This is a genomic window from Kitasatospora sp. NPDC050463, from assembly GCF_040655255.1.
Lineage (GTDB): Bacteria > Actinomycetota > Actinomycetes > Streptomycetales > Streptomycetaceae > Kitasatospora.
Genome location: NZ_JBFAJO010000063.1, coordinates 20,957 through 47,758, shown reverse-complemented (window position 1 = coordinate 47,758; position 26,802 = coordinate 20,957). Strand labels below are relative to the sequence as shown.

At 74.4% G+C, this 26,802-nt stretch carries 23 protein-coding genes and 1 pseudogene; 19 read left to right on the top strand and 5 right to left on the bottom strand.

Annotated features, from left to right (window positions below; genetic code table 11):
* Positions 1-109 precede the first annotated feature (109 nt).
* The 10 genes and pseudogenes from AB0J08_RS31145 (at position 110) to AB0J08_RS31100 (ending at position 11,586) form a co-directional block, all read left to right on the top strand.
* Entirely contained in the window at positions 110-1,057 is a 948-nt protein-coding gene (locus AB0J08_RS31145) for an MBL fold metallo-hydrolase (RefSeq protein ID WP_360641196.1), read from the top strand.
* Between the two features lie 25 nt (positions 1,058-1,082).
* Positions 1,083-2,110: pseudogene (locus tag AB0J08_RS31140) on the top strand (NTP transferase domain-containing protein); the annotation flags it as partial.
* A 23-nt stretch (positions 2,111-2,133) separates the two neighbouring features.
* Entirely contained in the window at positions 2,134-3,342 is a 1,209-nt protein-coding gene (locus AB0J08_RS31135; RefSeq protein ID WP_360641195.1) for a molybdopterin molybdotransferase MoeA, read from the top strand.
* A gap of 68 nt (positions 3,343-3,410) precedes the next feature.
* Complete coding sequence (locus AB0J08_RS31130) at positions 3,411-4,391, top strand: NAD-binding protein (protein WP_360641207.1); 981 nt, start codon at positions 3,411-3,413, stop codon at positions 4,389-4,391.
* Positions 4,392-4,416: 25 nt separating this feature from the next.
* Positions 4,417-4,980, top strand: a complete 564-nt coding sequence (locus AB0J08_RS31125) for a YbaK/EbsC family protein (protein WP_360641194.1) — start codon at positions 4,417-4,419, stop codon at positions 4,978-4,980.
* Positions 4,981-5,070: 90 nt separating this feature from the next.
* Positions 5,071-6,048 carry an NAD(P)H-quinone oxidoreductase gene (locus tag AB0J08_RS31120; protein WP_360641193.1) on the top strand — a complete coding sequence of 326 codons (978 nt, stop codon included), beginning with the start codon at positions 5,071-5,073 and terminating at the stop codon, positions 6,046-6,048.
* Between the two features lie 168 nt (positions 6,049-6,216).
* The gene (locus tag AB0J08_RS31115; RefSeq protein ID WP_360641192.1) at positions 6,217-7,182 is read left to right on the top strand and encodes a hypothetical protein; all 966 of its coding nucleotides are present in this window, start codon (positions 6,217-6,219) and stop codon (positions 7,180-7,182) included.
* A gap of 235 nt (positions 7,183-7,417) precedes the next feature.
* The gene (locus AB0J08_RS31110; protein ID WP_360641206.1) at positions 7,418-7,975 is read left to right on the top strand and encodes a bacterial proteasome activator family protein; all 558 of its coding nucleotides are present in this window, start codon (positions 7,418-7,420) and stop codon (positions 7,973-7,975) included.
* A gap of 332 nt (positions 7,976-8,307) precedes the next feature.
* On the top strand, positions 8,308-9,687 hold the full coding sequence (locus AB0J08_RS31105; protein WP_360641191.1) for a protein kinase: 1,380 nt from the start codon (positions 8,308-8,310) through the stop codon (positions 9,685-9,687).
* Between the two features lie 111 nt (positions 9,688-9,798).
* The gene (locus AB0J08_RS31100; RefSeq protein WP_360641190.1) at positions 9,799-11,586 is read left to right on the top strand and encodes a protein kinase; all 1,788 of its coding nucleotides are present in this window, start codon (positions 9,799-9,801) and stop codon (positions 11,584-11,586) included.
* A gap of 9 nt (positions 11,587-11,595) precedes the next feature.
* Here AB0J08_RS31100 and AB0J08_RS31095 read toward each other — a convergent pair whose 3' ends face one another.
* Positions 11,596-12,684, bottom strand: coding sequence for a phosphotransferase (locus tag AB0J08_RS31095; RefSeq protein WP_360641189.1), 1,089 nt, complete (start codon positions 12,682-12,684; stop codon positions 11,596-11,598).
* Between the two features lie 67 nt (positions 12,685-12,751).
* Positions 12,752-13,411, bottom strand: a complete 660-nt coding sequence (locus AB0J08_RS31090; RefSeq protein WP_360641188.1) for a response regulator transcription factor — start codon at positions 13,409-13,411, stop codon at positions 12,752-12,754.
* A gap of 425 nt (positions 13,412-13,836) precedes the next feature.
* On the opposite strand from AB0J08_RS31090, the gene pdhA reads away from it, so the two are divergent.
* The 3 genes from pdhA to AB0J08_RS31075 are packed head-to-tail and all read left to right on the top strand — an operon-like array spanning position 13,837 to position 17,428.
* Positions 13,837-14,997 carry a pyruvate dehydrogenase (acetyl-transferring) E1 component subunit alpha gene (pdhA, locus tag AB0J08_RS31085; protein ID WP_360641187.1) on the top strand — a complete coding sequence of 387 codons (1,161 nt, stop codon included), beginning with the start codon at positions 13,837-13,839 and terminating at the stop codon, positions 14,995-14,997.
* On the top strand, positions 14,994-15,971 hold the full coding sequence (locus AB0J08_RS31080; protein WP_360641205.1) for an alpha-ketoacid dehydrogenase subunit beta: 978 nt from the start codon (positions 14,994-14,996) through the stop codon (positions 15,969-15,971). The genes pdhA and AB0J08_RS31080 overlap by 4 nt, the downstream gene beginning before the upstream one ends.
* A gap of 14 nt (positions 15,972-15,985) precedes the next feature.
* A complete protein-coding gene (locus AB0J08_RS31075) occupies positions 15,986-17,428 on the top strand; it encodes a dihydrolipoamide acetyltransferase family protein (RefSeq protein WP_360641186.1) in 1,443 nt (480 codons plus the stop codon).
* A 74-nt stretch (positions 17,429-17,502) separates the two neighbouring features.
* Here the strand turns inward: AB0J08_RS31075 and AB0J08_RS31070 are convergent, their stop codons facing one another.
* On the bottom strand, positions 17,503-17,625 hold the full coding sequence (locus AB0J08_RS31070) for a hypothetical protein (protein ID WP_360641185.1): 123 nt from the start codon (positions 17,623-17,625) through the stop codon (positions 17,503-17,505).
* A 215-nt stretch (positions 17,626-17,840) separates the two neighbouring features.
* On the opposite strand from AB0J08_RS31070, the gene AB0J08_RS31065 reads away from it, so the two are divergent.
* From AB0J08_RS31065 to AB0J08_RS31055, 3 genes are all read left to right on the top strand, one after another.
* Positions 17,841-19,073 carry a benzoate/H(+) symporter BenE family transporter gene (locus tag AB0J08_RS31065; RefSeq protein WP_360641184.1) on the top strand — a complete coding sequence of 411 codons (1,233 nt, stop codon included), beginning with the start codon at positions 17,841-17,843 and terminating at the stop codon, positions 19,071-19,073.
* A gap of 184 nt (positions 19,074-19,257) precedes the next feature.
* Complete coding sequence (locus AB0J08_RS31060; RefSeq protein WP_360641183.1) at positions 19,258-20,490, top strand: M64 family metallopeptidase; 1,233 nt, start codon at positions 19,258-19,260, stop codon at positions 20,488-20,490.
* A 182-nt stretch (positions 20,491-20,672) separates the two neighbouring features.
* The gene (locus AB0J08_RS31055; protein ID WP_360641204.1) at positions 20,673-21,980 is read left to right on the top strand and encodes an MFS transporter; all 1,308 of its coding nucleotides are present in this window, start codon (positions 20,673-20,675) and stop codon (positions 21,978-21,980) included.
* Positions 21,981-22,071: 91 nt separating this feature from the next.
* On the opposite strand, the gene AB0J08_RS31050 is transcribed toward AB0J08_RS31055, so the two are convergent.
* Entirely contained in the window at positions 22,072-22,893 is an 822-nt protein-coding gene (locus AB0J08_RS31050) for a maleylpyruvate isomerase family mycothiol-dependent enzyme (protein ID WP_360641182.1), read from the bottom strand.
* Positions 22,894-23,065: 172 nt separating this feature from the next.
* On the opposite strand from AB0J08_RS31050, the gene AB0J08_RS31045 reads away from it, so the two are divergent.
* The 3 genes from AB0J08_RS31045 (at position 23,066) to AB0J08_RS31035 (ending at position 25,920) form a co-directional block, all read left to right on the top strand.
* Positions 23,066-23,863 carry a carbon-nitrogen family hydrolase gene (locus AB0J08_RS31045; RefSeq protein ID WP_360641181.1) on the top strand — a complete coding sequence of 266 codons (798 nt, stop codon included), beginning with the start codon at positions 23,066-23,068 and terminating at the stop codon, positions 23,861-23,863.
* A gap of 158 nt (positions 23,864-24,021) precedes the next feature.
* Positions 24,022-25,158, top strand: coding sequence for a GntR family transcriptional regulator (locus AB0J08_RS31040; RefSeq protein ID WP_360641180.1), 1,137 nt, complete (start codon positions 24,022-24,024; stop codon positions 25,156-25,158).
* Positions 25,159-25,272: 114 nt separating this feature from the next.
* On the top strand, positions 25,273-25,920 hold the full coding sequence (locus AB0J08_RS31035; RefSeq protein WP_360641179.1) for a hypothetical protein: 648 nt from the start codon (positions 25,273-25,275) through the stop codon (positions 25,918-25,920).
* A gap of 87 nt (positions 25,921-26,007) precedes the next feature.
* Here AB0J08_RS31035 and AB0J08_RS31030 read toward each other — a convergent pair whose 3' ends face one another.
* Positions 26,008-26,778 (bottom strand): SLATT domain-containing protein, encoded by a 771-nt coding sequence (locus AB0J08_RS31030; protein ID WP_360641203.1) that lies wholly within the window; start codon positions 26,776-26,778, stop codon positions 26,008-26,010.
* Between the last annotated feature and the right edge of the window lie 24 nt (positions 26,779-26,802).

Here is a 26,802-nt window from a genome sequence, read left to right as displayed (position 1 = left end):
GGGTCGGGAAGGCGCGCCCCCGTCGGGCGCGCCTTCCACGCAATCGGTGGGCCGTACTCCCATGCTGTAGGGCGCAGGGAGTCCGACCGCCGACCGGAGGGAGCAGCCAGTGACGTCGTCCTCGCCCGAGGGGAGCGCCGACGCGGAGCACGCGGGCGCGGCGGACGGCGACCTCGCCGGGGCGGCCGGTGTCCGGCCACTGGAGATCGCCGTCTTCACCGGCCCCGAGTCGGCCTTCTTCGCCACCTCCACCCTGATCCTCGGCGAGCGCACCGCGATCCTGGTCGACGCCCAGCTCACCCGCAGCGCCGGCCGCGAGCTGGCCGAATGGGTGGCCGGCAAGAACCGCCGGCTGCTGGCCATCGTGATCACCCACCAGCACCCCGACCACTACTTCGGCGCCGAGGAGGTGCTGAGGCTCTTCCCGGAGGCGCAGCTGCTGGCCGCGCCCACGGTGGTCGACGGCATCCTGCGCACCGCCGCCGGCAAGGTCGCCCAGTGGAAGCCGGTGTACGGCGACGACATCCCCGACCACCCGCTGGTGCCCGCGCCGCTGCTGCCCCAGCCGTTGATGGTCGACCGCCAGGTGATCCCGGTGCTGTTGCTGGGCCAGGGCGACTGCGACGGCTCCACGGTGGTCCACGTGCCCAGCATCCGCACCGTGATCGCCGGTGACTTCGTCTACAACGGCACCCATGTCTGGACGGCCGACACCACCCCGGAACAGCGCACCGCGTGGGTGCGCAACCTCGGCCGGATCGCCGAGCTCGGCGTGGAACGGGTGATCGCCGGCCACCGGGCGCCCGAGCAGGACGACGACGCGACCCGGGTGCTCGCCTTCACCGGTGAGTACCTGCAGGACTTCGACCGGCTGCTGGCCGAGTACCCGGACGACGCGGAGGGGCTGGTCGCCGCGGTGGGCGAGCGGTACGGGGAGCTGACCCTGCCGGCCATCCTGGAGCTGAGCGTCGCCGCCAACCTCGCCCGCCCCCGGTACCCGGAGGAGGACGACGGGATCGTCGACGCCGAGATCGTCGACGAGGACCCCGAGGACTGACCGGCCCCGGGCGGATACTGGCGGCATGACGCCGTACGACGTGATCGTGCCCGCCGGGGGCGCCGCCCGCCGGCTCGGCGGCGCGGACAAGCCCGGGCTGACCGTCGGCGGGACGGCGCTGCTCGACCGGGTACTCGCCGCCGCCGCCGGCGCCCGCACCACCGTGGTGGTCGGTCCGGTCCGGCCCACCGCGCGGACCGGGGTCCGCTGGACCCGTGAGCGGCCGCCCGGCGGCGGGCCGGTGGCGGCCGTCGCTGCCGGCCTGGCCGAGGTGACGGCCGAGGTGGTGCTGCTGCTCGCCGCCGACCTGCCGTTCCTGGACGAGCGGACCGTCCGCCGGCTGGCCTCGGCCCTCTCCGGCGGGGAGCCGGAGGGCGAGGCCGCCGCCCCGATCGACGCGGCCGTCCTGGTGGACGCGGCCGGGCGGGACCAGCCGCTCGCCGCCGCCTACCGCACCGCCGCCCTGCGCGCCGCGCTGGCCGCCGCCGGGGATCCGGCGGGGCTGCCGCTGCGCCGGCTGACCGGCGGCCTGCGCACCCTGCGGCTGGCCGACACCGACGACGTCACCTACGACTGCGACACCTGGGAGGAGCTGGAGCGGGCCCGCGAACGGGACCGCTCGTAGGTCCCGTCCGGTCCGTCCGGCGGCGCCGCACGGCGAAGCGCGGCACCGCGGGAAACCGCGCGCCGCGGCCCGGCCGACGGTCCTCCCCGGGCCGCCGCCCGGCGCCGGCGGCCCGCCGGCGCCGGCGACGACGCGCGCCGCTCGCCGGGGAAACAACCCGGGGAAACCGCCGATCAGGCAGCATGGGGCCCATGGAGCGCACGCTGGATGACTGGATGGCCGAGGTCCGGGCCGAGCTGGGGATCGACCTGGACGTCGACGTCCGCGGACTGCTCGACCTCACCCGGGTGGTCGCGCACGGGGTGGCCCGCCCCGCCGCGCCGCTGACCGCCTTCCTGGTCGGCTACGCGGCCGCGCAGCGCGGCGGCGGCCCGGAGGCCGTCGCCGAGGCGTCCCGGCGCGCCGCCGAACTCGCCGAGCGCTGGGCGGCGGCGGCCGGGCCGGAGCACCCGTGAGCACCGTCGAGGAGGCCGCCGGGCCCGGCAGACGCTCCGCCGCCGGGCCCCTGACGTGGCCGCAGGCCCGGGCGGCAGCCCGCCGGGCCGGACTGCACCCGCTCCCGCCGCAGCACCTGGACCTGGCCGACGCGCTCGGCCGGACCCTCGCCGAGCCGCTCACCGCCCTCACCGACCTGCCCGCCTTCGACACCTCGGCGATGGACGGCTGGGCCGTCGCCGGGCCGGGCCCCTGGCGGGTCGCCGGGCGGATACTGGCCGGGCAGCCGGCCGTGCCGCCGCTGGCCGACGGCGCGGCCACCGAGATCGCCACCGGGGCCCGGCTCCCGTCCGGTGCCACCGCGGTGCTGCGTCGCGAGCACGGCGAGCGGATCGGCGCCCTGCTGCACGACCGCACCCCGGGCTCGCTGACCACCGGCCAGGACGTCCGCCCGCGCGGCCAGGAGTGCCGTCGCGGTGAGGCGCTGCTGGCCGCCGGCACCCCGGTCGGCCCGGCCGTGCTGGGCCTCGCCGCGGCCTGCGGCCACGACCGGCTGGCGGTCCGCCGCCGCCCGGTCGTCGAACTCCTCGTCCTGGGGGACGAACTGCTCGGCTCCGGGATCCCGCGGTCCGGCCTGGTCCGGGACGCGCTCGGTCCGCTGCTGCCGCCCTGGCTGCGCGCGGCCGGCGCCGAGGTGGGCGAACCGCGCGCCGTCCGGGACGACTTCGGCCTGCTCCGGGACGCCGTCCGGCACTCCGCCGCCGATGTGGTGGTCACCACCGGCGGGACGGCCGCCGGTCCGGTCGACTTCCTGCACCGGGCCCTGGTCGAGGCCGGCGCCCGGTTGCTGGTGGACGGCGTCGCCGTCCGCCCCGGCCACCCCATGCTGCTCGCCGAACTCCCGGGTGGCCGGCACCTGGTGGGACTGCCGGGCAACCCGCTGGCCGCGGTGGCCGGCGCCGTCACCCTGGCCCTGCCGCTGCTGTACGCCCGGGGCGGCCGGTCCGTCGGCGAGCCGGTGCTCGCACCCGCCGCCGTCGACCTGGCCGGGCACCCCGCCGACACCCGGCTGCTGCCGGTGCGCCGCGCCGCGCGGGGCGTCGTCCCGCTGGCCTTCGACGGCCCGGCGATGCTGCGCGGCCTGGCCCGCGCCGAGGCGCTCGCCGTGCTGCCGCCCGGTGGCGCGGTGGCCGGTGACACCGTCGAGCTCCTGGAGGCCCCGTGAGCGCGCGCCGCCGCGAGTCGCCGCTGCGCGCGGTGGCCCCCGGCACCGAACCGTGGGCGGACGCCGGCATCGTGCTGCCCGCCCGGCGCTCCGCGCCCGCCGTCCGGCAGGTCGGCTCGCGGCTGCTGGTGGCGCTCGCCGTGCTGGTGGCCACCACCGTGGTCGTCTGGCTGGACCGGGACGGCTACAACGACAACGCCGGCGGCGGGGTGAGCTTCCTCGACGCGGCCTACTACGCCACCGTGACGCTCTCCACCACCGGGTACGGCGACATCACCCCGTTCAGTGACAGCGCCCGGCTCACCAACATCTTCGTGATCACTCCGCTGCGGGTGATCTTCCTGATCATCCTGGTCGGCACCACGCTCGAAGTGCTGACCGAACGCACCCGCCAGCAGTGGCGGTTGAACCGCTGGAGGTCCACCGTGCACGAGCACACCGTCGTGATCGGTTACGGCACCAAGGGGCGCAGCGCCGTCGACACCCTGCTCGGCCAGGGAGTGCGCAAGGAGGAGATCGTGGTCGTCGACCCGCAGCGCAAGGTGATCGACCAGGCCGCCCAGCACGGGCTGGTGGGGGTGGTCGGCGACGCCACCCGGACGGACACCCTGCTGCGCGCCGGCCTGCCGGCGGCCGCGCGGGTGGTGGTGGCGCCGGAGCGGGACGACACCGCCGTCCTGATCACGCTGACCGCGCGTCAGCTCACCAAGGCGGCCACCGTGGTCGCGGCCGTGCGGGAGGACGAGAACGCGCCGCTGCTGCGGCAGAGCGGCGCCGACGTCGTGGTGACCAGCTCCAGTTCGGCGGGCCGGCTGCTCGGCATGTCGATGCTCAGCCCACACGCCGGCGCGGTCATGGAGGACCTGCTCACCTACGGCAACGGCCTGGACGTGATCGAGCGCCCGGTCACCCGGGCCGAGGCCGGGCGCGGCCCGCGGGACTGCGAGGACCTCGTGGTCGCGGTGGTCCGGGGTCGCCGGGTGATCAACTACACCGAGCCGGAGGCCCGGGTGCTCCAGCTCACCGACCGGGTGATCGTCATCAAGTGACCGGCCGGTGGCTACAGTCCGTGCCATGACTGAGCAACCGCTGCCCCCCTTCGGCACGTTCGAGACGGTCGCCCCGGCCCTGGACGTCTGCGACCTCCTCGCCGGGCCGGTGGCCGACGCCCTCAGGAACTGGGACGACCGGGAGGCCGCCCGGTCCGTGCTCTATGTGGACACCGACCCGGAGAAGGCGGACACCGCGGTGTTCTGCGAGACCTACGGGGTGCCGCTGGAGGCCTCGGCGAACTGCGTGGTGGTGGCCGCCAAGCGCGGCGGGGAGACCACGCGGGCCGCCTGTCTGGCGCTCGCCCACACCCGGGTGGACGTCAACCGGGCCGTCCGCAAGCGGCTGGAGGCGCGCAAGGCCTCGTTCGCGCCGATGGACGCGGCGGTCGCGCAGACGGGGATGGAGTACGGCGGCATCACGCCGGTCGGCCTGCCCGCCGGCTGGCCGCTGCTGATCGACGCGGCGGTGGCCGGGGCACCGTACGTCCTGGTGGGCAGCGGGCGGCGGCGGGGCAAGCTGATCCTGCCGGGCCGGGCGCTGGCGACCCTGCCGGGAGCCGAGGTGCTGGCCGGGCTGGCGGGGTGAACCGGGTGCCCCGGCCCGGTCGGACCGAGTGCTCCCGCCGGCTGCGCGGGGCGCCCCCGCGGCCCCGCCGGAACGCAGTAGCTTCGGGTCATGCATGCGATGACGATTCCTGAACCCGGTGGGCCCGAGGCGCTGGTCTGGGCCGAGGTGCCGGACCCGGTGCCCGGTGACGGCGAGGTCCTGGTCGAGGTGGCGGCGACCGCCGTCAACCGGGCCGACCTGCTCCAGCGGCAGGGTTTCTACAACCCGCCGCCGGGCAGCTCGCCCTACCCCGGCCTGGAGTGCTCGGGGCGGATCGTCGCCCTCGGGCCCGGGGTGGCCGGCTGGGCGGTCGGCGACGAGGTCTGCGCGCTGCTGGCCGGCGGCGGCTACGCGCAGCGGGTCGCGGTGCCGGCCGGGCAGTTGCTGCCGGTGCCGAAGGGGCTCGACCTGGAGCAGGCCGCCGCGCTGCCGGAGGTCGCCGCGACGGTGTGGTCCAACGTCTTCCTGGTCGCGCACCTGCGGCCGGGGGAGACGGTGCTGCTGCACGGCGGGGCCAGCGGCATCGGGACGATGGCGATCCAGCTGGCCAAGGCCGTCGGGGCCCGGGTGGCGGTGACGGCGGGGAGTGCCGAGAAGCTGGCCCGGTGCGCCGAGCTGGGCGCCGACATCATGATCAACTATCGCGAGCAGGACTTCGTCGAGGTGCTCCGGGAGGCCACCGGCGGCGCCGGGGCGGACGTGATCCTGGACCTCATGGGCGCGGCGTACCTGCAGCGGAACGTGGACGCGCTGGCGGTCAACGGCCGGCTGGTGATCATCGGCCTGCAGGGCGGGGTGCAGGGCGAGATCAACCTCAACACGCTGCTGCGCAAGCGCGGCGCGGTGATCGCGACCAATCTGCGCGGGCGGCCGCTGGCGGAGAAGGCCGCGATCGTGGCGGCGGTGCGCGAGCACGTCTGGCCGCTGGTCGAGTCGGGGCTGGTCCGGCCGGTGATCGACCGGGTGCTGCCGCTGGCCGAGGCGGCCGCCGGGCACCGGGCGCTGGAGAACGGCGAGCAGGTCGGCAAGGTGGTGCTGCGGGCCTGAGGCCCGGCCGGGGCCGCCGGGAGGCGGTGGAGGAGACCGTGGTCCGGCCGGACGGTTGGTGCACAGCCGTTCGAAATGCCCGGAATGCCCGATTGTGTGACGCTGGTCCGGAGCTGTCCCGCCGCCGACCCCGCCTGTGCGCGGTCGGCCGTCGGAAGGACCTCGACCGTGGCCGCACCTTCGAACGCGTTCCTCGGGCCGCTGCCCGCCACGCCCTCCCACGGCCGTACCCCGGGCCGGGCCGGTACAGGCGGTCGCCGGGCCCGTCGCAGCGACCGCCGACTGCGGCGGCTGTTGGCGGTGGCGGTGCTCGGCCTCGCCCTGCCGCTGGTCGTGCCGGCGCCGGCCGCCGTGGCGGACCGGCCGACCGGCCCGCGGGAGGCCGTCGCCGGGCCGGAGACCTCCACCGCGCTCGCCGCGCCGTCGGCGCCGTCGACGGACCCGTCCGGGCCGGCCACGTCGTCCGAGCCCGGTTCGCCTGCCGGGAACGGGCCGGTGCCGGGCGGGCCCGGCCGGTCCGGTTCGCCCTCCGCCGGTGCCGGCCCGGCCTCCTCCGAAGCCTCGCCCTCGGCCTCCGCCGCTCCGGAGCCGTCTCCGGAGCCGACCCCTGCTCCGACTCCGACTCCAGCGCCGGAGTCGCCAGTCGCACCGCCGGCGCCGACCGGCACCCCGTCGCCGCCCCCGAGCGCGCAGCCGCCGGCCCCGCCGGCCCTGCCCCCGGCGGTCGCCGTGGCACCGCAGCACCAGAACGGGCGCCCCCGCCCCGGGCCGGCGGCCGGCGGGCCCTGGGCCGGCCGGGACGCGGCCGGCCACCGGCACCGGCCGGCCTCGGCCCCCGAGCGGGTCCCCGAGCGCCGACCGGAGCAGGGGCCGGAGCAGCCGGTCCAGGCCGAGCAGGCCGCCCCGGACGCGGACCCCGGTACGCCGGAGACCACCGCGCCGGCCGAGGACGCCGTGCCGGACGGCGCCACCGTGGCGGCCGGGGCGACCGCCCAGCAGGCCGCCGGAGCCGTCCCGGCCGTGCTGCCCGCTCGCTGGCGCGACGCCTCCACGCTCCAGCTCCCGCTGGGCGCGGGCCTCGGCCTGATCGGCTGCGGCCTGGGGCTGATCGGCCTGCGCCTGCGCAAGGGCTGAGCCGGCCTGCGCCCCCGCGCGAACTGAGTATCCGTACGGATGCCGGGCTCCCGCGCGGGGGCGTAGCGTCGTGCCCGGACGTGCCGCGGTGGCGGCGGTCGGTGACGTCGCTCGGTGGCAGCGGTGCGGTGGCGGTGGCGCGGTCGGGGTTCCGCCCGACCAACCCCAGTGAGGAAGAATGTTGTTCATGACGAATCCGATGAACGAGCGCTCGCCGCAGGATCTGTACCAGGCCATGGGCGGGCAGTCGCAGGACGGCCAGAAGGTGCTGATCGTCGGACCGGACGGGCTGCCCGTGGGTCAGGGGTTCGCCGGTTCGACCCAGGACGACGGTGAGGGGCCGCGCGAGCTCCCGGTGACCGAGATGGTGGAGCAGCCGGCCAAGGTCATGCGGATCGGCAGCATGATCAAGCAGCTGTTGGAAGAGGTCCGGGCGGCTCCTCTCGACGAGGCCAGCCGGGTCCGCCTGAAGGACATCCACGCCAGCTCCATCAAGGAACTGGAGCTCGGCCTGGCCCCCGAACTGGTCGCGGAGCTGGAGCGGCTCTCGCTCCCCTTCACCGAGGACACCATCCCGACCGAGGCCGAGCTGCGGATCGCGCAGGCGCAGCTGGTGGGCTGGCTGGAGGGCCTGTTCCACGGCATCCAGACCGCGCTGTTCGCCCAGCAGATGGCGGCGCGGGCCCAGTTGGAGCAGATGCGGCGGGCGCTGCCGCCCGGCCTGCAGGGCGCCGACCAGGAGGGCGACGAGCCCGGCGAGGGCCGCGGCATCCGCTCCGGTCCGTACCTGTAGGCCCGGTACCGGCCCCGCACGGGCCCCGCACCGGCCCCGCGGGAGCGCCGCGGGGGCCGGGTCGGCCGCCCGGTGTCGGACGTACCGCCACGATCCGGTGCCGAACGCACGACCGACCCACTACCGCCCGGTAGTGGGTCGCGGCTCGGACACAGTGTCGGCCCTGCGCCGATCACTGTCGCCGCGAGCCGATACCCTGGGCCCCTGTCGCAGGCCGGGCGAGCGCCGCGACAGGGGTCGGGCGGGCCACGAAAGCGGGCCCGACCACGCACGGACGAGACCGAACGTCACGGTTGCGGCGGCACGACCGCGCCGAGGGGGAGCAGAGGACCATGAGCGAGCACGGCAACGCGGCGGTCGAGGGCCAATCCCTGGGCAACGGCAGGTACGTGCTGCAGCGGGTGCTGGGTGAGGGCGGCATGGCCTCCGTGCACCTCGCCTACGACAACGTGCTCGGCCGGTCGGTCGCGCTGAAGAGCATGCACGCCGAGCTCGGGCGCGACGAGTCCTTCAAGGAGCGGTTCCGCCGCGAGGCGCAGGCCGTGGCCCGGCTGGAGCACGCCAACATCGTCACGGTCTACGACAGTGGCGAGGACGTCGCCCCCGACGGCTCCACCACCCCGTACATCGTGATGCAGCTGGTCGACGGCAAGGGCCTGCGCGACGCGATCAACGAGGCGGTCGCGCAGTACGGCGCGATGCCCACCGAGGAGGCGCTGCGGGTCACCGTCGGCGTGCTGAACGCGCTGGAGGCCTCGCACGACCAGGGCCTGGTCCACCGCGACATCAAGCCCGGCAACGTGATGTTCGACCGCAAGGGCAACATCAAGGTCATGGACTTCGGCATCGCCCGCGCGCTGGAGTCCGGGGTCACCTCCATGACCCAGACCGGCATGGTGGTCGGCACCCCGCAGTACCTCTCGCCCGAGCAGGCGCTCGGCAAGCCGGTGGACGCCCGCTCCGACCTCTACTCGGTCGGCGTGATGCTCTTCGAGATGCTCACCGGCCAGCTGGTCTTCGACGGCGACTCGGCGTTCTCGATCGCCTACAAGCACGTCCAGGAGGAGCCCCCGGCGCCGTCCACCGTCAACCGGACGGTCAGCCCGGCGGTGGACGCCTTCGTCGCCCAGGCGCTGCGCAAGGACCCGGCGCACCGCTTCCCGAGCGCGGCGGCCATGCGCGACGAGGCGGAGCGACTGATCGCGGCGGAGAAGGGCGGCGGCAACGGCAACCAGCTGGCCGCCAGCTCGCCGCTGGTGATCACCGACGGCCCGCGCTCGGTGCACGCCGCACCGCCCGTCCCGCAGGCTCCGCAGACCCCGCAGCCGTTCCAGCAGCAGTACCGGACGCCGCCGCCGGCGTACCAGACCCCGCCGCCGCAGCACCCGCAGACGCCGCAGCCGTTCCCGCAGCAGTACCAGACCCCGCCGCCGGCCTTCCAGGCCCCGCAGCACTTCCCGCCGCAGGCGCACACCCCGCCGCCCCAGCCGATGCCGGCGCAGTTCCAGCCGGCTCCCGCGTCGAACAGCGGCGGCTGCTCCACCGCACTGGTGATCGTCGGCATCATCATCGGCGTGATCATCCTCGCCATCATCATCATCGCCATCGTGGTGACGAAGGCGGAGAAGGACACCAAGAGCTCCCGGTCCGCCGAGCGGCCCGCGACCGTCCTGCACCTGGACGACCTGCCCGACCGGAATGGCCTGCTCTGACGCGTTCCGCCCGGATCGGGCGTGCTACGGGGGAAGTCCGGAGGCGGTAGCGTTCGGGGACACGAAGCGACAGGGCACCGCGATCCGAGCGAACGCCCGGGGCGAGGAGCGATGGCACAGACGCAGCAGCCGGACGACGACGAGGGTGCCGGGGCGGCCGGTTCGGCCGGCGGAGCCCGCAGGATGCCCGAGCCCGGCAGCGACAGCGCCGCCACCTCCGCACTCCCGCCGTTCGGCGGCGGCCCGCAGACCCCCGGCCGGGGCACCGCGGCCCCGCTCGGCACGGTCGGCGACGGCCGCTACCGGCTGACCCACCGGCTCGGCCGCGGTGGCATGGCCGAGGTCTTCGCCGCCCAGGACGTCCGGCTCGGCCGGACCGTCGCCGTCAAGCTGCTGCGCCCCGAACTCGCCCAGGACGACATCGCCCGGCTGCGCTTCACCCGGGAGGCACACGCCGTCGCGGCGCTCAACCACCACTCGATCGTCGCGGTCTACGACACCGGCGAGGAGTACGTCGGCGACGAGTCGACGCCCTACATCGTGATGGAACTGGTCGAGGGCCGGACCGTCCGCGAGCTGCTGGTGGACGAGGAGGCGCCGCCGGTCGACCAGGCGCTGATCATCATCGCCGGGGTGCTGGAGGCACTCGCCTACAGCCACCGGCACGGCATCGTGCACCGGGACATCAAGCCCGCCAACGTCATCATCACGACCACCGGCGCGGTCAAGGTGATGGACTTCGGCATCGCCCGCGCGCTGACCGGCACCGCCAGCACCATGACCCAGACCGGCATGGTCATGGGCACCCCGCAGTACCTCTCGCCCGAACAGGCCCTCGGCAAGCCGGTCGACCACCGTTCCGACCTGTACGCGGCCGGCTGCATGCTCTACGAGCTGCTCACGCTGCGCCCGCCGTTCACCGGCGACACCCCGCTCTCGGTGGTCTACCAGCACGTGCAGGACATGCCGGTGCCACCGGCGCAGGTCAACGCGCGGGTGCCGGCCGCGCTCGACCCGCTGGTGCTGCGCTCGCTCGCCAAGAACCCGGACGACCGCTTCCAGGACGCCGACGAGTTCCGCGCCCACGTCCAGCACGCGCTGCGCGAGATGCACGGCGGGGCCTGGGCGGCGGGTGCCGCGGCGGCCGGGCTGGCGGCCGCCGGCCAGGGCCACAGCGGCGCCACCCCGATGATCGGGGCGGACGGCGAGACGGCCCTCACCGCGCCGTTCGGCATGGGTGGCGCGAGCGACTCGACCACGGTGCTGCCGTACCAGGTGCCGGGCGGTCCGCACACCCCGTCCGCGCCCTACCCGGGGGTCGGTGGGCCGTACGGCGGCGGCCAGGACGGCTCGGGCGGCGGCGACGGGGACGACGGGGACGACGGTCGGCGGCGCGGGCCCTGGGGCTGGGTGGCCGGCGTCGCGGCGGTGCTCGTCGCGTCCGGTGTCGGTATCGCACTCGCACTCAGCGGGAACGGCAACGGCGGGGACCACAGCCCCACCCCGGCGCCCACGCAGTCCGTTTCGTCGGTCACCTCGCCCGAGGCCGGCACGCCCACCACCGGTGGGAACACCCCGACCTCGGCGCCGGTCACTCAGAGCCCGCGGAAGCCGCAGCAGCCGACCGACACCAACAACAACCAGAGCCCGGCGCCCACCGTTCCCTCCGGCAAGCACTCGCCGAGCATGACGCCGACGCCCACCGGGACGAAGTCGGCGAGCTCCACCCCGACGTCCACCGGAACGCCGACCGGCGGAACCAGCCCGACGCCGACGGGCGGGGCCACCGGCACGCCGACCGGCGGCGCGACGGGGACCCAGCCGCCGCCGACCACGAAGCCGCCGGTGACGCAGCCGCCGGGCGGCGGTGGGACCACCCCGCCCACTACCGGCGGCTGACCGCCGGGGTCAGTTGGCGAAGGCGTCCAGCACCTGCTCGTACTCCTGGCACCACCAGGCCAGCTGGCCCGCCGAGGCGGGGTAGAGCGGGTCGGCCCGGTGGTCGGCCCGCTGGTAGCGCCACTGGAGCATCCAGAAGTCGTTGAGCCGCTCCCACCAGACCCGGTGGGCGGCCGCGGCCAGGTGCTCCGCGGTGGCCGCCCCGGTGGCCCGGTAAGCCTGTGAGTAGTGCCGGACCCGGACGAGGTCGAGCGCTCCCGACGTCCGGTCGTTGAAGACCAGGGTGGCGGCGCGGACGGCCTCCTCGGCGCGCGGCTGCGGGCCGAGCTTGTCCCAGTCCAGGACGGCCGCGATCCGGTCGCCCTCGTGCAGCAGGTTGAGCCCGTGGAAGTCGCCGTGCGTCCAGCCGGTGGGCGGGGCGGCCTGCGGGGCCGGCCGGCGGTGGGCGTACTCGGCGAGCAGGTCGAGCCGTTCGGTGAGCCGCTGCTCGACCAGCGCGTCCAACTCGCCGTACGGGCGGTGTCCGCGGGCGCTCAGCCGTAGCTCGCGGGCGAGCCGGGCACTGTCCAGGGGGTCGGCGCTGCGGTAGCCGGCGGGTTGCGGGACCGGGGCGCAGACGTCGTCGAGTGCGCCGTGCAGTCGCCCGAGCAGCGCGCCGAGGGCGTCGCACTGCGGGAGGGAGAGGTCGCTGCCGTGCCGGTGTCGGCCATCGACCCAGGGGAAGAGCGCGAACAGCCGCCCGCCGAACGCGTCCACCGTGACCGACCGTTCGGCACAGGCCAGCGGGGGAGCGACGGGCAGTCCGAGGGCGTCCAGCGCGGCCATCGCGCGGTGGTGCTCGGCGATGGACCCGCGGTGCGCGGTGGCGGCGTCGACGTAGCACTTCAGGAAGTACGTCCCGGCCTCGGTGGTGACCCGGTAGCCCCGGTTCAACAGGCCCTCGGCGACCGGTTCGGCGGTGAGCAGCCGCCCCACTCGGTAGCGCCGCAGGACCTCGGCCAGGGCGAGGTGCGGGACGGGCGGGCTGAGGGTCCCTATCGGGGGTGCGGTGAGGTCGGGGCGGGCCGGGGCACAGGCGAGGGTCTGGCTGAAAGTCACAGCCTGAGGTTAGGGCCCCCTGGCGGGGGTCCTTGACAAACCGTCAGGTCTGTGATGCGCCCGGCTCTCAGTGCTGCTGGTCGGCCTGGTGCCGGGCCACGAAGGCGGCGGCCTGGGTGCGTCGCTCCATGCCCATCTTGGCGAGCAGGCTGGAGACGTAGTTCTTGACCGTCTTCTCGGCCAGGTGCAGCTCGTTGCCGATCTGGCGGTTGGTCATCCCCTCGCCGATCAGGTCGAGGATGCGGCGCTCCTGCTTGGTGAGCTGGGACAGTCGTTCGTCCTCCTTCTCGCCGCCGTCGCGCAACCGGGCCAGCACCCGGCTGGTGGCCACCGGGTCGAGCAGCGACTTGCCGGCCGCGACGTCCCGGACGGCGGTGATCAGGTCGGTGCCGCGGATCGCCTTCAGGACGTAGCCGGAGGCGCCCGCCATGATCGAGTCGAACAGTGCCTCGTCGTCCGAGAACGAGGTCAGCATCAGACACTTGATCTCCGGCAGCCGGGAGCGGATCTCCCGGCAGACCTCGACGCCGTTGCCGTCCGGCAGCCGGACGTCGAGTACCGCGACGTCCGGGTGGACGGCGGGGATCCGGGTGACGGCCTCGGCGGCGGTGCCGGCCTCGCCGACCACCTCGATGTCGTCCTCGACCGAGAGAAGATCGTGGACGCCCCGCCTGACCACCTCGTGGTCGTCGAGCAGGAATACCCTGATTTGTCCGTTATCAGTCACGCGCAAAGCCTCCCATATCACCGTAGGAAAGACCTATTGCGCGCATCACCGCGGCGGCGCTATCCGGCCAGAGTGTCGGAAAGCGATACCGGCAACCCCCTTACGAACGGGGCTCCGCCCGGATAACGTGCGCAGGTGTCCTGAAGGCGACCGAATTGAGAGCTGCGCCACGCCCGCCCGTCACCCCCCACCACCCTTCCGACGGCGGGCTGCGCGCGACACCACCAGTTGTTGTGGGCCCTGAACAAGTAGGACGTCCTAGCGCAAGCGCGCCAAGGGCTGCCGCTGGGTAACGTTCTCGTGAGGGACGCCGTCGGAACAGGATCACCACCTGCCTTGCAGCCGGTGCGCACACCCACGCGCGCCCCGCGAGGCGGTGACCGGACCGGTCACCGGCGACCCCGGGCGGCCGGACAGACCGAGGAGTGAACGTGACCGTCAAAAGCACGGCGAGGGCCCGCAAGAAGGCGGCCCCCGGCGTCCCTGACACCCTCCGCGCCACGGGTACGGACGCCCAGCCGGAGCTCGTACAGCTGCTCACCCCGGAAGGAGAGCGGGTCGAGCACCCGGACTACCCGCTCACCACCACCCCGGAGGAGCTGCGCGCCCTCTACCGCGACCTGGTGCTGGTGCGCCGGTTCGACGCCGAGGCCACCGCGCTGCAGCGCCAGGGCGAGCTGGGCCTCTGGGCCTCGCTGCTCGGCCAGGAGGCGGCCCAGGTCGGCTCCGGGCGGGCCATGCGCACCGGCGACTACGCCTTCCCCACCTACCGCGAGCACGGTGTGGCCTGGTGCCGCGACGTCGACCCGCTGAACCTGCTCGGCATGTTCCGCGGCGTGAACCACGGCGGCTGGGACCCGAACGAGAAGAACTTCCACCTGTACACCATCGTGATCGGCGCGCAGACCCTGCACGCCACCGGCTACGCGATGGGCATCACCAAGGACGGCGCGGACGACGCGGTGATCGCCTACTTCGGCGACGGCGCCTCCAGCCAGGGCGACGTCAACGAGGCCTTCACCTTCGCCTCGGTCTACAACGCCCCGGTGGTCTTCTTCTGCCAGAACAACCAGTGGGCGATCTCCGAGCCCACCACCACCCAGACCAAGATCCCGCTGTACCGCCGCGCCTCCGGCTTCGGCTTCCCGGGCGTCCGGGTCGACGGCAACGACGTGCTGGCCTGCCTGGCGGTCACCCGCTGGGCGCTCGACCACGCCCGCAGCGGCAACGGGCCGGTGCTGATCGAGGCGTTCACCTACCGGATGGGCGCGCACACCACCTCCGACGACCCGACCCGCTACCGCCCGTCCGAGGAGACCGAGGCCTGGAAGGCCAAGGACCCGATCACCCGGCTCCAGGCGCTCCTGGAGAAGGAGGGCCTGGCGGACGCGGAGTTCTTCGCCTCGATCGAGGCCGAGAGCGAGCAGCTGGGGCTGCGGGTGCGCGAGGGCGTGCGCACCATGCCGGACCCGGACCCGACCCTGATCTTCGACCACGTCTACGCCGAGCCGCACGCGCTGGTCGATGAGGAACGGGCCGAGTACGTCGAGTACGCGGCCTCCTTCGAGGCGGGGGAGAACCTCTGATGGCCGGTCAGCTCAGCATCGCGAAGGCGCTCAACGAGGCGCTGCGCAAGTCGCTGGAGAACGACCCGAAGACGCTCCTGATGGGCGAGGACATCGGCAAGCTCGGTGGCGTCTTCCGGATCACCGACGGCCTGCAGAAGGACTTCGGCGACAGCCGGGTGATCGACTCCCCGCTCGCCGAGTCCGGCATCGTCGGCACCGCGATCGGCCTCGCCCTGCGCGGCTACCGCCCGGTGGTGGAGATCCAGTTCGACGGGTTCGTCTACCCGGCCTTCGACCAGATCGTCTCCCAGCTGGCCAAGATGCACGCCCGCGCGCTCGGGCACGTCAAGATGCCGGTCACCATCCGCATCCCGTACGCGGGCGGCATCGGCGCGGTCGAGCACCACAGCGAGTCGCACGAGGCGTACTTCGCGCACACCGCCGGTCTGCGGGTGGTCTCGCCCTCCAGCGCCCACGACGCGCACTGGATGCTGCGCCAGGCCATCGAGTCGGACGACCCGGTGATCTTCCTGGAGCCCAAGCGCCGGTACTGGGACAAGGGCGAGGTCGGCGAGGCCGCCGACCTGGGTCTGTACGACGCCCGGATCGTGCGCCCCGGCGCGGACGCGACGCTGATCGCCTACGGGCCGATGGTCAAGGTCTGCCTGGAGGCCGCCGCGGCCGCCGAGGAGGACGGCCGCCGGCTGGAGGTCGTCGACCTGCGCTCGCTCTCCCCGGTGGACTTCGCCACCCTGGAGGAGTCGGTCAAGCGGACCGGCCGCGGCATCGTGGTCCACGAGGCGCCGGTCTTCCTGGGCATGGGCGCCGAGCTGGCCGCCCGGCTGACCGAGCGGTGCTTCTACCACCTGGAGGCACCGATCCTGCGGGTCGGCGGCTACCACGCGCCGTACCCGCCGTCCCGGGTCGAGGAAGCCTTCCTGCCGGACCTGGACCGCGTGCTCGACGCCGTCGACCGCGCGCTCGCGTACTGAACCGGGGAGCGAAGATGACCACCGAAGTTCGCTCGCTCCGCGAGTTCAAGATGCCCGACGTGGGCGAGGGCCTCACCGAGGCCGAGATCCTCAGCTGGTACGTCAAGCCGGGCGACACCGTGACGGACGGCCAGGTCGTCTGCGAGGTGGAGACCGCCAAGGCCGCCGTGGAGCTGCCGATCCCGTTCAACGGGGTCGTCGAGCAGCTGTTCTTCCCGGAGGGCTCGACGGTCGACGTCGGCACCGTGATCATCTCGGTCGCGGTGGCCGGGGAGGCCGGCGCCGTCGCTCCGGCCGCGGCCGCCCCGGCGGCCCCGGCGGCGCCGGTGGCCGCTCCGGCCGAGGCCGAGGCGGAGCCCGCCCGGCGCGAGGTGCTGGTCGGCTACGGTCCGCGGACCGGCGGCACCCAGCGTCGCGCCCGCCGGACGACCACGACCACCACGACCACGGTGGTCGCCGCGCCCGTCGCCCCGGCTGCTCCGGCACCCGTCGCCGTGCCGCCGGTGGTGCCGGTACTGCCGGAACAGCCCACCGGTGACCGGCCGTTGGCCAAGCCGCCGGTGCGCAAGCTCGCCAAGGACCTCGGTGTCGACCTGCGGGCCGTCACGGCGACCGGCCCGGGTGGCGTGGTCACCCGCGAGGACGTGCACGCGCACGCCGCCGCGGCGGCCGTCGTCACGGTGCCCGCGGTGGAGCCGGCTGAGGCGCCCGCGGCAGCTCCGGCGGAGTCGGTGGTGGTGGCGACCGCCGCCACCGGGGACGTCCGGGTGCCGATCAAGGGTGTCCGCAAGGCGACCGCGCAGGCGATGGTGGCCTCGGCCTTCACCGCCCCGCACGTCACCGAGTTCGTCCAGGTCGACGTCACCCGCACGATGAAGTTCGTCCGCCGGCTCAAGGAGAGCGGCGAGCTGGGCCGGGACGTCCGGGTCAGCCCGCTGCTGCTGGTCGCCAAGGCGCTGCTGATCGCGATCAAGCGGCACCCCGAGATCAACGCCCAGTGGGACGAGGCGGCCCAGGAGATCGTCATCAGGGGCCAGGTGAACCTCGGCATCGCTGCGGCCACCCCGCGCGGCCTGATCGTCCCCAACATCAAGGACGCGGGCGCCAAGACGCTGTCCGGCCTGGCGGTCTCGCTCGGCGAGCTGATCGACACCGCCCGGCTGGGCAAGACCTCGCCGAACGACATGCAGGGCGGCACCGTCACCATCACCAACGTCGGCGTCTTCGGCGTCGACACCGGCACCCCGATCCTCAACCCGGGCGAGGCGGCGATCCTCGCCTTCGGCGCGGTCCGGGAGCTGCCGTGGGTGCACAAGGGCAAGGTGGTGCCGCGTCAGGTCACCACGCTGGCCCTCTCCTTCGACCACCGCCTGGTGGACGGGGAACTGGGCTCCAAGGTGCTGGCCGACGTCGCCGCGCTGCTGGAGCGCCCCAAGCGTCTGATCACCTGGGGCTGACCGGCCGGAACGCGGGAAGGGCCTTTCCCCCCACCACTGGTGGGGGGAAAGGCCCTTCCGGTTTCCGTGGGCGATCAGCGCTGGGGACGCAGTCGGCGCACGGCGAGCAGGGCGCCAGCGCCGAGGGCGGCGGCGAGGCGGCGGCCGGAGAGCGAGGTGGTGTCCTTCGCAAAAGCGGAGATAACGGACTTGCGCATGACGTGACTCCCCAGGGTCAGGATGCTGGCGGTGTGTGAAGGTGACCGGCTTCGCTCAGTCGAGCGGTAGCGCCCCCCCGGGCTTGCCGGTCTCGCTCTCCGTGCCTTCATCCGTATGGACGTGCGTCCCCGCCAGGGGTTGCAGGTGGTTTCGAAAGTTCTTCGAGAATCTTCGAGCGGCCCACCACCGGGGGCCGCTCCGCGATACTGCCGCCATGGCAGAGGAGCTGATAACCCGTTCGGCGGACAGTCGGACCGACCCCGAGGAGCGCCGTTCGCTGCGGCGGGACGCCTCCCTCCCCGCGGTCCTGGCCGGGCTGGTGTGCATCGTGGTCTCGTTCTCCGGGCCGCTGGTGGTGGTCCTCGCGGCGGCCTCGGCCGGGCGGCTGGACGAGGCGCACACCGCCTCCTGGATCTGGGCGGTGGCCATCGGCAGCGGGTTTCCCGGCCTGCTGCTCAGCTGGTGGACCAGGACGCCGGTGATCACCGCCTGGTCCACTCCGGGTGCCGCGCTGCTGGTCACCAGCCTCGGCGAGTACCCCTACCGGGAGGCGGTCGGCGCCTTCCTGGTGAGCGGGGTGCTGGTGGCCCTGTTCGGTGTCACCGGACTGTTCGGGCGGTTGATCGCCGCGATCCCGGCCGGGATCGTCAACGCGATGCTGGCGGGCATCCTGTTCTCCTTCGGTGCCGGCATCTTCGGCGCCGTCCGCGGCGCGCCGGCCCTGGTGCTCGGCAGCTTCGCGGCCTTCCTGCTGGCCAAGCGGCTGGCGCCGCGGTACGCCGTCCCGGTCGCGCTGCTGGTCGGCGGGGTGCTGGCGGCCGTCACCGTCGGGCTGCCGCTGCACCTCGGGGCGGGCGGCCCGACCAGGCCGGTGTTCACCGTGCCGGCCTTCTCCTGGCCGGCCATGGTGGGTCTGGCGCTGCCGCTCACCATCGTGGCGCTGGCCTCGCAGAACGCCCCCGGGCTGGGAGTGATGCGGGCCTTCGGCTACCGGCCGGACGACCGGCTGCTGATCGGGGCCACCGGCGGGGTCTCCGTCCTGCTGGCGCCGTTCGGCTCGCCGGGGGTGAACCTGGCCGCGATCACCGCCGCCATCTGCGCCGGGCCCGAGAGTCACCCCGATCCGCGGCGCCGCTACGTCGCCGGGATGTCGGCGGGCCTGCTCTATCTGCTGGTGGGCAGTTTCGGCGGGCTGCTGGTGAGCCTGTTCACCGGTCTGCCGAAGGAACTGATCGCGGTGATCGCCGGGGTCGCCCTGCTGGCCTCGCTCCAGGGCAGCCTGGCCACGGCCGTCGCCGAGGAGCGCGGCCGGGACGCGGCGGTGGTGACCTTCCTGGCCACCGCCTCGGGGATGAGCCTGCTCGGCATCGGCTCGGCGTTCTGGGGGCTGCTGCTCGGCCTCGGCACCCATCTGGTGCTCCAGGCCCGGCCGGGACGGCGCGGCTGAGGTCACGGTCAGTGGAGATCATCCACCTGGTCGGACTCATAGGTATGACCGGGGTGATCCGGGTCGTTCGGCCAGGTCGGTGACATTTTCGCCGGCCGGTGGGGGTGACACGCCGGGCCGGGTACGTCTTCGCGTCCACCACCCGGGCGACGCCGGGTGACCGGATCCCCGAGGACGCACCCGTATGCCGCCTGGCAACCCTGGCCGTCTCGTCCGGAGTCTGGCCGCGCTCGTGCTGGTGTCCACCGCCGTACTGCCCGCCGCCCTGGAGCTGGCCGGCCCCTCGCCGTTCGGTGTGATCGGGCCGGGGGCCCCCGCCGACCGGGCGGTGCCGCCCCACACCGTCCAGCGGGCCGACCTCCGTGCGGCCGGCACCGCCCCCACCGTCGACATAAGACGGACCGGGGACCCGGCCAACCGGATCACCCTGGTGCTGCTCGGCGACGGCTACCGCGCCGACGAGCAGGAGCTCTTCCGTGAGCAGGCCGACCGGGCCTGGCGCGCGTTGATGGAGATCGAGCCGTTCCGCAGCTACCAGGGGTTCTTCAACATAAGGCGGGTCGAAGTGGTCTCGCCGGACTCCGGCATCGCCGAGACCGAGAGCCGGGGCCGCAACCCCGGGACCCCGCTCGGCATGCACTTCTGGTGCGAGGGCACCGCCCGGCTGCTCTGCGCCGACGAGGCCGCCACCGCGCGCTACGCGGGCGAGGGCGACGGCCCGCAGTACCTGATCGCGCTCGCCAACTCCAGCGAGTACGGTGGCGCCGGCGGCACCGGGGTGACCACCCTGGCCGGCGGCAGTCCGGACGCCGGGCGGATCATCCAGCACGAGATAGGGCACACCGTGGGCGACCTCGGCGACGAGTACGACAGCGCGCCGGACGACGCCGACTACCCCAACCTCTCCACCGAGAACGCCGACGACATGCGCCGCAAGCAGACCAAGTGGTGGCGCTGGCTGGGTGCGGAGTCCCCGGACGGGGGCGGCACGATCGGGGCCTACCGCAGCGCCAACGGGATCTACCGGCCCACCCAGGACTCGGTGATGCGCACCCTCGGCGGCGCCTACAACCTGCCCTCGCGGGAGGCGATCATCGAGGAGATCTACCGCCGGATCCGGCCGACCGACACTCCCGTGCCCGCCCCGGGCGAGGTGACCGGCCGCCCCCGGCTGGAGGTCCGGCCACTGCCCCTGGCGGGTACCCGTCGGCTGCAGGTGGACTGGAAGGTGGACGGCGTCCCGGTGGAGCCGCAGGCGGCGGACCGCAGCTGGCTCGACACCGCCGCGCTGGCCCTGCTCCCGGGGCAGAGCGCCACGGTGACGGCCACCGTGCGGGACACCACCGACTGGGTCCGCGACGAGGCCTTCCGCGACCGGTACATGACCAGATCGGTCTCCTGGACCGTCACCGGCTGAGGCGGTTCGAGCCCGGTCCCCCCGCCCGATCCCCCCGCCACCCCCGGCTGAGGGTCGAATGATGGGATGACTAATCTGGGCACACTATGTCCGTGGAGCCCGCCAGTTCAGCCCGCCCCCTGTCCGTCCCCGCTCCCCGATCCACCACCGAGCCGGCGCCCCCGGCGGTTCCCGCGTCCCCGGTGGTGCCCGCGGTCGTGCCGCCGCCCGGCGGCCGCGCCGCCTGGCTTGCCTGGTCCATCGGCGTCAGCGTGTACATCCTCGCGGTGATCCACCGGACCAGCCTCGGGGTGGCCGGACTGGACGCAGCCGAGCGCTTCGCGATCGGTGCCTCCGCGCTCTCCACCTTCTCGATCCTCCAGGTGCTGGTCTACGCGGCGATGCAGATACCGGTGGGCCTGCTGGTCGACCGCTTCGGCCCGCGCCGGGTGCTGCTGCTCGGCATCCTGCTGCTCAGTGCCGGGCAGCTCGCCTTCGCGTTCTCCTCCTCCTTCGCCCCCGCGCTGGCCTCCCGGGCGGTGCTGGGCTGCGGTGACGCGATGACCTTCATCAGCGTGCTGCGGATCGCCGCGCGCTGGTTCCCGGCCGCGAAGAACCCGTTCGTCGCCCAGCTGACCGGTCTCGCCGGGATGGGCGGCAACCTGGTCACCACCGTCGTCCTGGCCGACGCCCTGCGCCGCGAGGGCTGGACCCCGACCTTCACCGCGATCGCCCTGCTCGGGGTCGCCGTCTTCGCCCTGGTCGCGCTCTTCCTGCGGGAGGCTCCGGCGGGCGCGCCGCCGGTGGCCGGCGCGGCCGTCGTGCCCGGGCTCGTGGCGCCCCGGCCCGGCGTCGGCCGGCAGGTCCGGCAGGCATGGTCCGAACCCGGCACCAGGCTGGGGCTCTGGGTGCACTTCACCACCCAGTTCCCCGGCAACGCCTTCGGCCTGCTCTGGGGCCTGCCCTACCTGGTGGAGGCCCAGGGCATGTCGCGCACCGGGGCGGGCGGGCTGCTCACCCTGCTGGTGCTCGCCAACATGTCCTTCGGCTTCCTCTTCGGCCGCCTGCTCTCCCGCACCGCCCGGGCCCGGATGCCGATCGTGCTCACCGTCATCGCCGCCACCGGGCTCGGCTGGGCGCTCGTGCTGGCCTGGCCGGGCGGGCACCCGCCGGCCTGGCTGCTGGTCGGGATCATCCTGGTGATGGGCAGCAACGGCCCGGCCTCGCTGGTCGGTCTGGACTACGCCCGCGCGCGCAATCCCGTGGAGCGGCTCGGCACTGCCTCCGGGATCGTCAACATGGGCGGCTTCATCGGCACGATGATCACCCTGTTCGGCATCGGCGTCCTCCTGGACGCGCTCACGCCGGCCGGCACCGACACCTACTCCGCCGACGCCTTTCGCTGGGCCTTCTGCTGGCTGTACGTGCCGCTGGCGGCGGGCACCCTGATGATCCTGCGGCTGCGGCGGAAGGTCGCCGAGCGGGAGCGGGGCGCGGCGGCCCCGGTCTGACGAGCGGGCCTGCCGAGCGGCGGCCGTGCACTCCGGCCGCGGCAGGCCCGCACGGCCGGGCCGTTCGCTCCGGCCGTGCGGGGAGGGCCGGTCAGGCCGTGACGGAGAAGTTGGCCAGCACCCGCGAGGCCAGCTCCCGGTCGCCCTCGACGGTCACCGGGCCCGGGCGGCCGCGGCCGCAGGCGAGCCGGACGTACGTCTCCCAGTCCAGCGTGAGCTGGACGTCGGGGGCGAGGCTGATCGACTCGTCGACGGTGCCGCGGCCGGCGTCGTCGACCCGGACGGTGCGCAGGAACTCGACCGGACCGGTGACATCCACCACCAGCGTCGTCCCGGCCGGGGCGCCGGCCCGGTGGGCGACCGCCTTGGGCAGGGCCTCCAGCAGGATGTCGCGGGAGAGCAGTGCGGCCGGGGAGTCCAGGTTGCCCGGCACGGCGAGGGCCCGGCGCAGGTCCTGCTCGTGCACCCAGACGTCGAAGGCCCGGTGCCGCAGCAGCTCGTGGTACGGCAGGTCGCGGCTGAGCGGCCCGGCCGGGAAGCGGACCGTCTCGGACGGGGTCTGCTTGGCGCCACGCAGCGCGCGCGAGCGGCGGATGATCGTGTACTCCAGCTCGCCCGTCATCTCCAGTGCGGTGTGGCAGCGGCGCTTGTCGACCGGCAGCTCGATGTAGCGGGCGAACTCGGTGGTGACGTGGCGCAGGTCACGGGGGAGCGAGTGGATCGGGCGCGGGTCGCCGAGCAGCTCGGACTCGACGGCGATGACGTGCGAGACGACGTCCCGGACGGACCAGCCGGGGCACTCGGTGGCCCGGTTCCAGGAGCCCTCGGGGAGAGGGGCCACCAGTTCCGATATCGATTCGATGGACTGCGTCCACGCCTCGGTGTAAGCCTGCACGGTCTGGTTGTCCGTCACGGGAATCTCCGGCCCTCCGTCAGCTGCCTTGCCGCGCGCGCCCTGGTTCGGGGTCGGACGGGAAAGTCCGGCTTCCGGGCGCACACGCTAACCGCACGTTACGCTGCCGGGTGAGAACAGGGCAGCGCTTTCGGGTGACGATCGTAGGACTCTTGCCGTGGACGGTGGTACTGTGCGCGCTTCATTGATCCAACTCGCGGTCTCCGACGCCGAGCCGCCCGCCGAGCGGCGGGCCCGGGCGGCGGCTCTGGTCCGCGCCCAGCAGGGGGCCGACCTGGTCGTCCTCCCGGAGCTGTGGCCGCTGGGCGGTTTCGCCTACGACCTCTGGTCGGACGGCGCCGAGTCGTTGGACGGGCCCACCTCCGACGCGATGGCCGCCGCCGCGAAGGCCGCCGGGGTCTGGCTGCACGCCGGGTCGATCGTCGAGCGCGACCCGGACGGGCCGATCTACAACACCTCGCTGCTGTTCGCCCCGGACGGCGAGCTGGTGCACACCTACCGCAAGATCCACCGCTTCGGCTTCGACAGCGGCGAGGCGGTGGTGATGGGCGCCGGGCAGGAGATCGTCACCGCTGCCACCGACTTCGGCACGCTCGGCCTGGCCACCTGCTACGACCTGCGGTTCCCGGAGCTGTTCCGGGCGCTGCTGGACGCGGGCGCGCAGTTGCTGGTGGTCCCGGCGGCCTGGCCGGCGCGCCGGCGCGAGCACTGGACGCTGCTGAGCCGGGCCCGCGCGGTCGAGGAGCAGGCCTACGTGCTGGCCTGCAACACCGCCGGGACGCACGGCGGCGTCGAGCAGGCCGGCCACAGCATCGTGGTGGACCCGTGGGGCCGGGTGCTGGCCGAGGCGGGTGCGGGGGAGGAGGTGCTGACCGTGGAGTTCGATCCGGCCGAGGTGGCCAAGGCCCGCGCCGAGTTCCCGGTCCACCGGGACCGGCTGTTGGGCATCCCGGCTCCCGTGCAGCGGTGACGCCCGGGGGCGGGTGAGGGGGGCTTTCCGGGGCATACGGGAGGCTTGTACGGGACGGCGGCATATTTGAGAAGATGAGCCTTCGTCGTGTTACCAGCCGTTCTTCAGCCGGCCTGTCCCGAGGCAGACCGTCGAGCCTGCCCGAGGAGGTCGCACGCATGTCCGGCACCGGCGCAGGCGACACCAGCCCCGTGATCCAGCGCAACAGCCTGCGTGAGCAGATCGCCGGCGCGCTGCGCGAGGAGATGATGGCCGGCCGGCTGGCCGCCGGCCGCAACTTCACCGTCAAGGAGATCGCCGAGCTGTACGGCGTCTCCGCGACCCCGGCCCGCGAGGCGCTGGTGGACCTGGGGGCGCAGGGGCTGCTGCGGGCCGAGCACCACCGCGGGTTCACGGTGCCCGAGTTCGGCTGGGCCGACTTCCTGGAGATCTTCGAGTCCCGGGTGCTGCTCACCGACAGCTGCTTCCGCCAGCTCGCCGTCCGCGCCGCGGTGCCGGACGCGGGCCGGCTGCCCTCGCTGCGCCGCCGGGCGGACGCGGCGGTCCGGGCCGTCCGGGCGGGGAACCTGGACGTGATGGTGGGCTGCGACCGCCGGTTCTGGCAGGAGGTCTCCGGGCTGCTCGGCAACCGCCGGATCGGCGACTACCTGGACTGGCTCCGGGTCCAGTCCTGGATGTTCGCCGCGCCCTACCTGCGGACCATGCCGGCCCTGGGCGGGGTCTGCTGGGACCGCCACATCGAGCTGGTCGAGGCGATCGAGGGGCACGACCTCGCGGGCGCGCACCGGATCGTCTGCGAGTACAACCTCTTCACCGTACGGGTGCTGGCCGGGCTGACCGGGGAGCCGGTGGAGTCGGTGGGCGTGCTGCCGCTGCTGGCCGCCGGTCTCGACGCGGCGCCCGCGCCCGCGCCGTCCGGTTCGTCGGTGCCGGCGGGCCCCTCGGGCTCCTCGGTGCCGGCGGGCCCCTCGGGCTCCTCGGGCTCCTCGGGCTCCTCGGGCTCCTCGGGCTCCTCGGTGTCCTCGGTGTCCGAGGTGGCCGGCGGGCCCGGCGAAGGGGAGTCCGGTGGCACCCCGGTCCGCCTGCCGGAGCCGCTCCGGGCGCCGGAGGCCGGCCGCCGCGGCCGGGAACGCGAGCTGGGGCGGGAGCTCGGCCGCGAGCTGGGCCTCGGCCTCGGCCTGGTGCCGCAGCCGCGCACGGCGGCGTACGGGCGCTTCGGCCGCCGGTCGGCCGACCCGCCTGCCGGCCAACTCCCGGAGGGGCGGCCCGACCCGCACCGCGCGCCGGGCCGGTAGGGTGGGCGGTCGTCGTCCCGGGCGGTCCCTGTACCGACCGTCCGGACCCCGACCCGTCCATCCGTCGTCCGCCCGCGCGGACGGCCCCGCCGCCCGGAGAGGAAGAGCCGGCCCATGGCCTGCGACCTCTGGCTCGTCCCGCTCGTGGACGTGCTGAGCCACAGCCCCGACAATCCCTTCCGGGACGATCTCGCGCTCTACAACGCCGTGTTGACCGCGCACGGGCTGCCCGAGGTTCCGGTGTACCAGTACGTCCCGGGGATAAGCGGGGCGGTCGAACCGATAGCCGCCTTCGACTACGACTCGCTGCACTTCCTGCGCCGCGCCTACCTGCTGGGCCTCACCGGCCTGGACATCACGCCGGTGGACGCGCTCGGCGGCGACTACGAGCAGCTGCTGGAGATGTTCGAGAGCAGCGCCGAACACTCGCACCTGGTCTGGCACTTCGACCACGCCGGGGCGTACGTGCCGATCGAGTTCGCGGTGCCGCTGGTGGACGACGCACTGCTCGCCTCCGGCGGCCCGCTGGGCTCCAGCCACGGGCTGCTGCGCGAACTCCAGGCCGTCGCACCGGCGCTGGGCATCGACCCGCTCAACCCGCCGGACCCGACCAGGCCGCTCGGGCCGACCGGTCTGGAGCAGCCGTTCGGCCCGCCGCTGGACGACGTGCACCCCTTCGCCCGGGAGCGGCACGCCTGGGCGGGCCTCTACGCGGCGGCCACCCGCAGCCTCACCCAGGGCTCGATGATCGTCTTCGCCTGAGCCCTGAGCCCTGAGCCCTGAGCCCTGAGCCCTGGGAGCCGGGAGCGGCCTCCGCTCCCGGGCTCCGCACGGCCGCCGGAGGCCCGGCTACCGGAGCGGGCCCTCCGGCGGCCGCTGACGCGGCATGGTGGGACGGGTGCCCGACGGCGGCAGGATCCGCACCTGGGCCCCGATGCCCGACTCGCTGCGGCCGCCCCAGCTGCCGGAGGCCTGGGTGGGCAGCTGGGTCATGCCCGCCCGGAACTCCAGCATCCACTCCGAGGTCTCGGTGCGGACCATGTCCGAGACGTCCTCGCAGAACCGCCGCAGCACCCCCAGGCAGCGCTCGGCCGCCTCGCCGGCGGTGCCCTCGGTGGGGCCGAGCACCTCGCGCACGCACTCCGACGCCCAGTCGAACTGGAAGGCTTCCAGGCGGCGTTGCAGCGCCTGCGCGGTGGAGACGTCCCGCATCCAGCCGGAGGTCAGCCCGAACGCCCGGTCCGCGCCGTAGCAGGCCGCGGCGAGCGCCAGTCCGACGTAGCCCCAGCTGGTCGCGTTCGCCACGGTGCCGGTCAGGTCCACCAGTGGGGCGGTGACGCCGCCGACCGCGAAGCCGGCCGTGACGAACCTCAGCAGACGGGCCCAGCGGCGCTTCCAGACCCGGTCCCGGCGGTACCAGTCGATCGCCTCCACCGCCCGCTCCTCGGACCAGCGGTAGAGCTCCTCCAGCCGCTCGGCGGGCTCGCCCCAGTCGCCGAGGGGGAACTGGCGGGCGCTCAGATCGGCCCGGTGGCGGGTGGAGGCCCGGGGCGCGACTGCGGCGACGGGCTGGTCCTCCTCGCCGATCTCCTTGCCCCAGGCACTCTCCTCGGGCTGCATTTCCGGCTGGCTCACCTGTGGGGC

Coding starts and splice junctions, on each gene's coding strand:
- AB0J08_RS31065 (WP_360641184.1), top strand. CDS start 17,841: ATGGCAGAGGAGCTGATAACCCGTTCGGCGGACAGTCGGACCGACCCC.
- AB0J08_RS31035 (WP_360641179.1), top strand. CDS start 25,273: ATGGCCTGCGACCTCTGGCTCGTCCCGCTCGTGGACGTGCTGAGCCAC.
- AB0J08_RS31100 (WP_360641190.1), top strand. CDS start 9,799: ATGGCACAGACGCAGCAGCCGGACGACGACGAGGGTGCCGGGGCGGCC.
- AB0J08_RS31075 (WP_360641186.1), top strand. CDS start 15,986: ATGACCACCGAAGTTCGCTCGCTCCGCGAGTTCAAGATGCCCGACGTG.
- AB0J08_RS31030 (WP_360641203.1), bottom strand. CDS start 26,778: ATGCAGCCCGAGGAGAGTGCCTGGGGCAAGGAGATCGGCGAGGAGGAC.
- AB0J08_RS31070 (WP_360641185.1), bottom strand. CDS start 17,625: ATGCGCAAGTCCGTTATCTCCGCTTTTGCGAAGGACACCACCTCGCTC.
- AB0J08_RS31110 (WP_360641206.1), top strand. CDS start 7,418: ATGGGCGGGCAGTCGCAGGACGGCCAGAAGGTGCTGATCGTCGGACCG.
- AB0J08_RS31105 (WP_360641191.1), top strand. CDS start 8,308: ATGAGCGAGCACGGCAACGCGGCGGTCGAGGGCCAATCCCTGGGCAAC.
- AB0J08_RS31040 (WP_360641180.1), top strand. CDS start 24,022: ATGTCCGGCACCGGCGCAGGCGACACCAGCCCCGTGATCCAGCGCAAC.
- AB0J08_RS31120 (WP_360641193.1), top strand. CDS start 5,071: ATGCATGCGATGACGATTCCTGAACCCGGTGGGCCCGAGGCGCTGGTC.
- AB0J08_RS31060 (WP_360641183.1), top strand. CDS start 19,258: ATGCCGCCTGGCAACCCTGGCCGTCTCGTCCGGAGTCTGGCCGCGCTC.
- AB0J08_RS31125 (WP_360641194.1), top strand. CDS start 4,417: ATGACTGAGCAACCGCTGCCCCCCTTCGGCACGTTCGAGACGGTCGCC.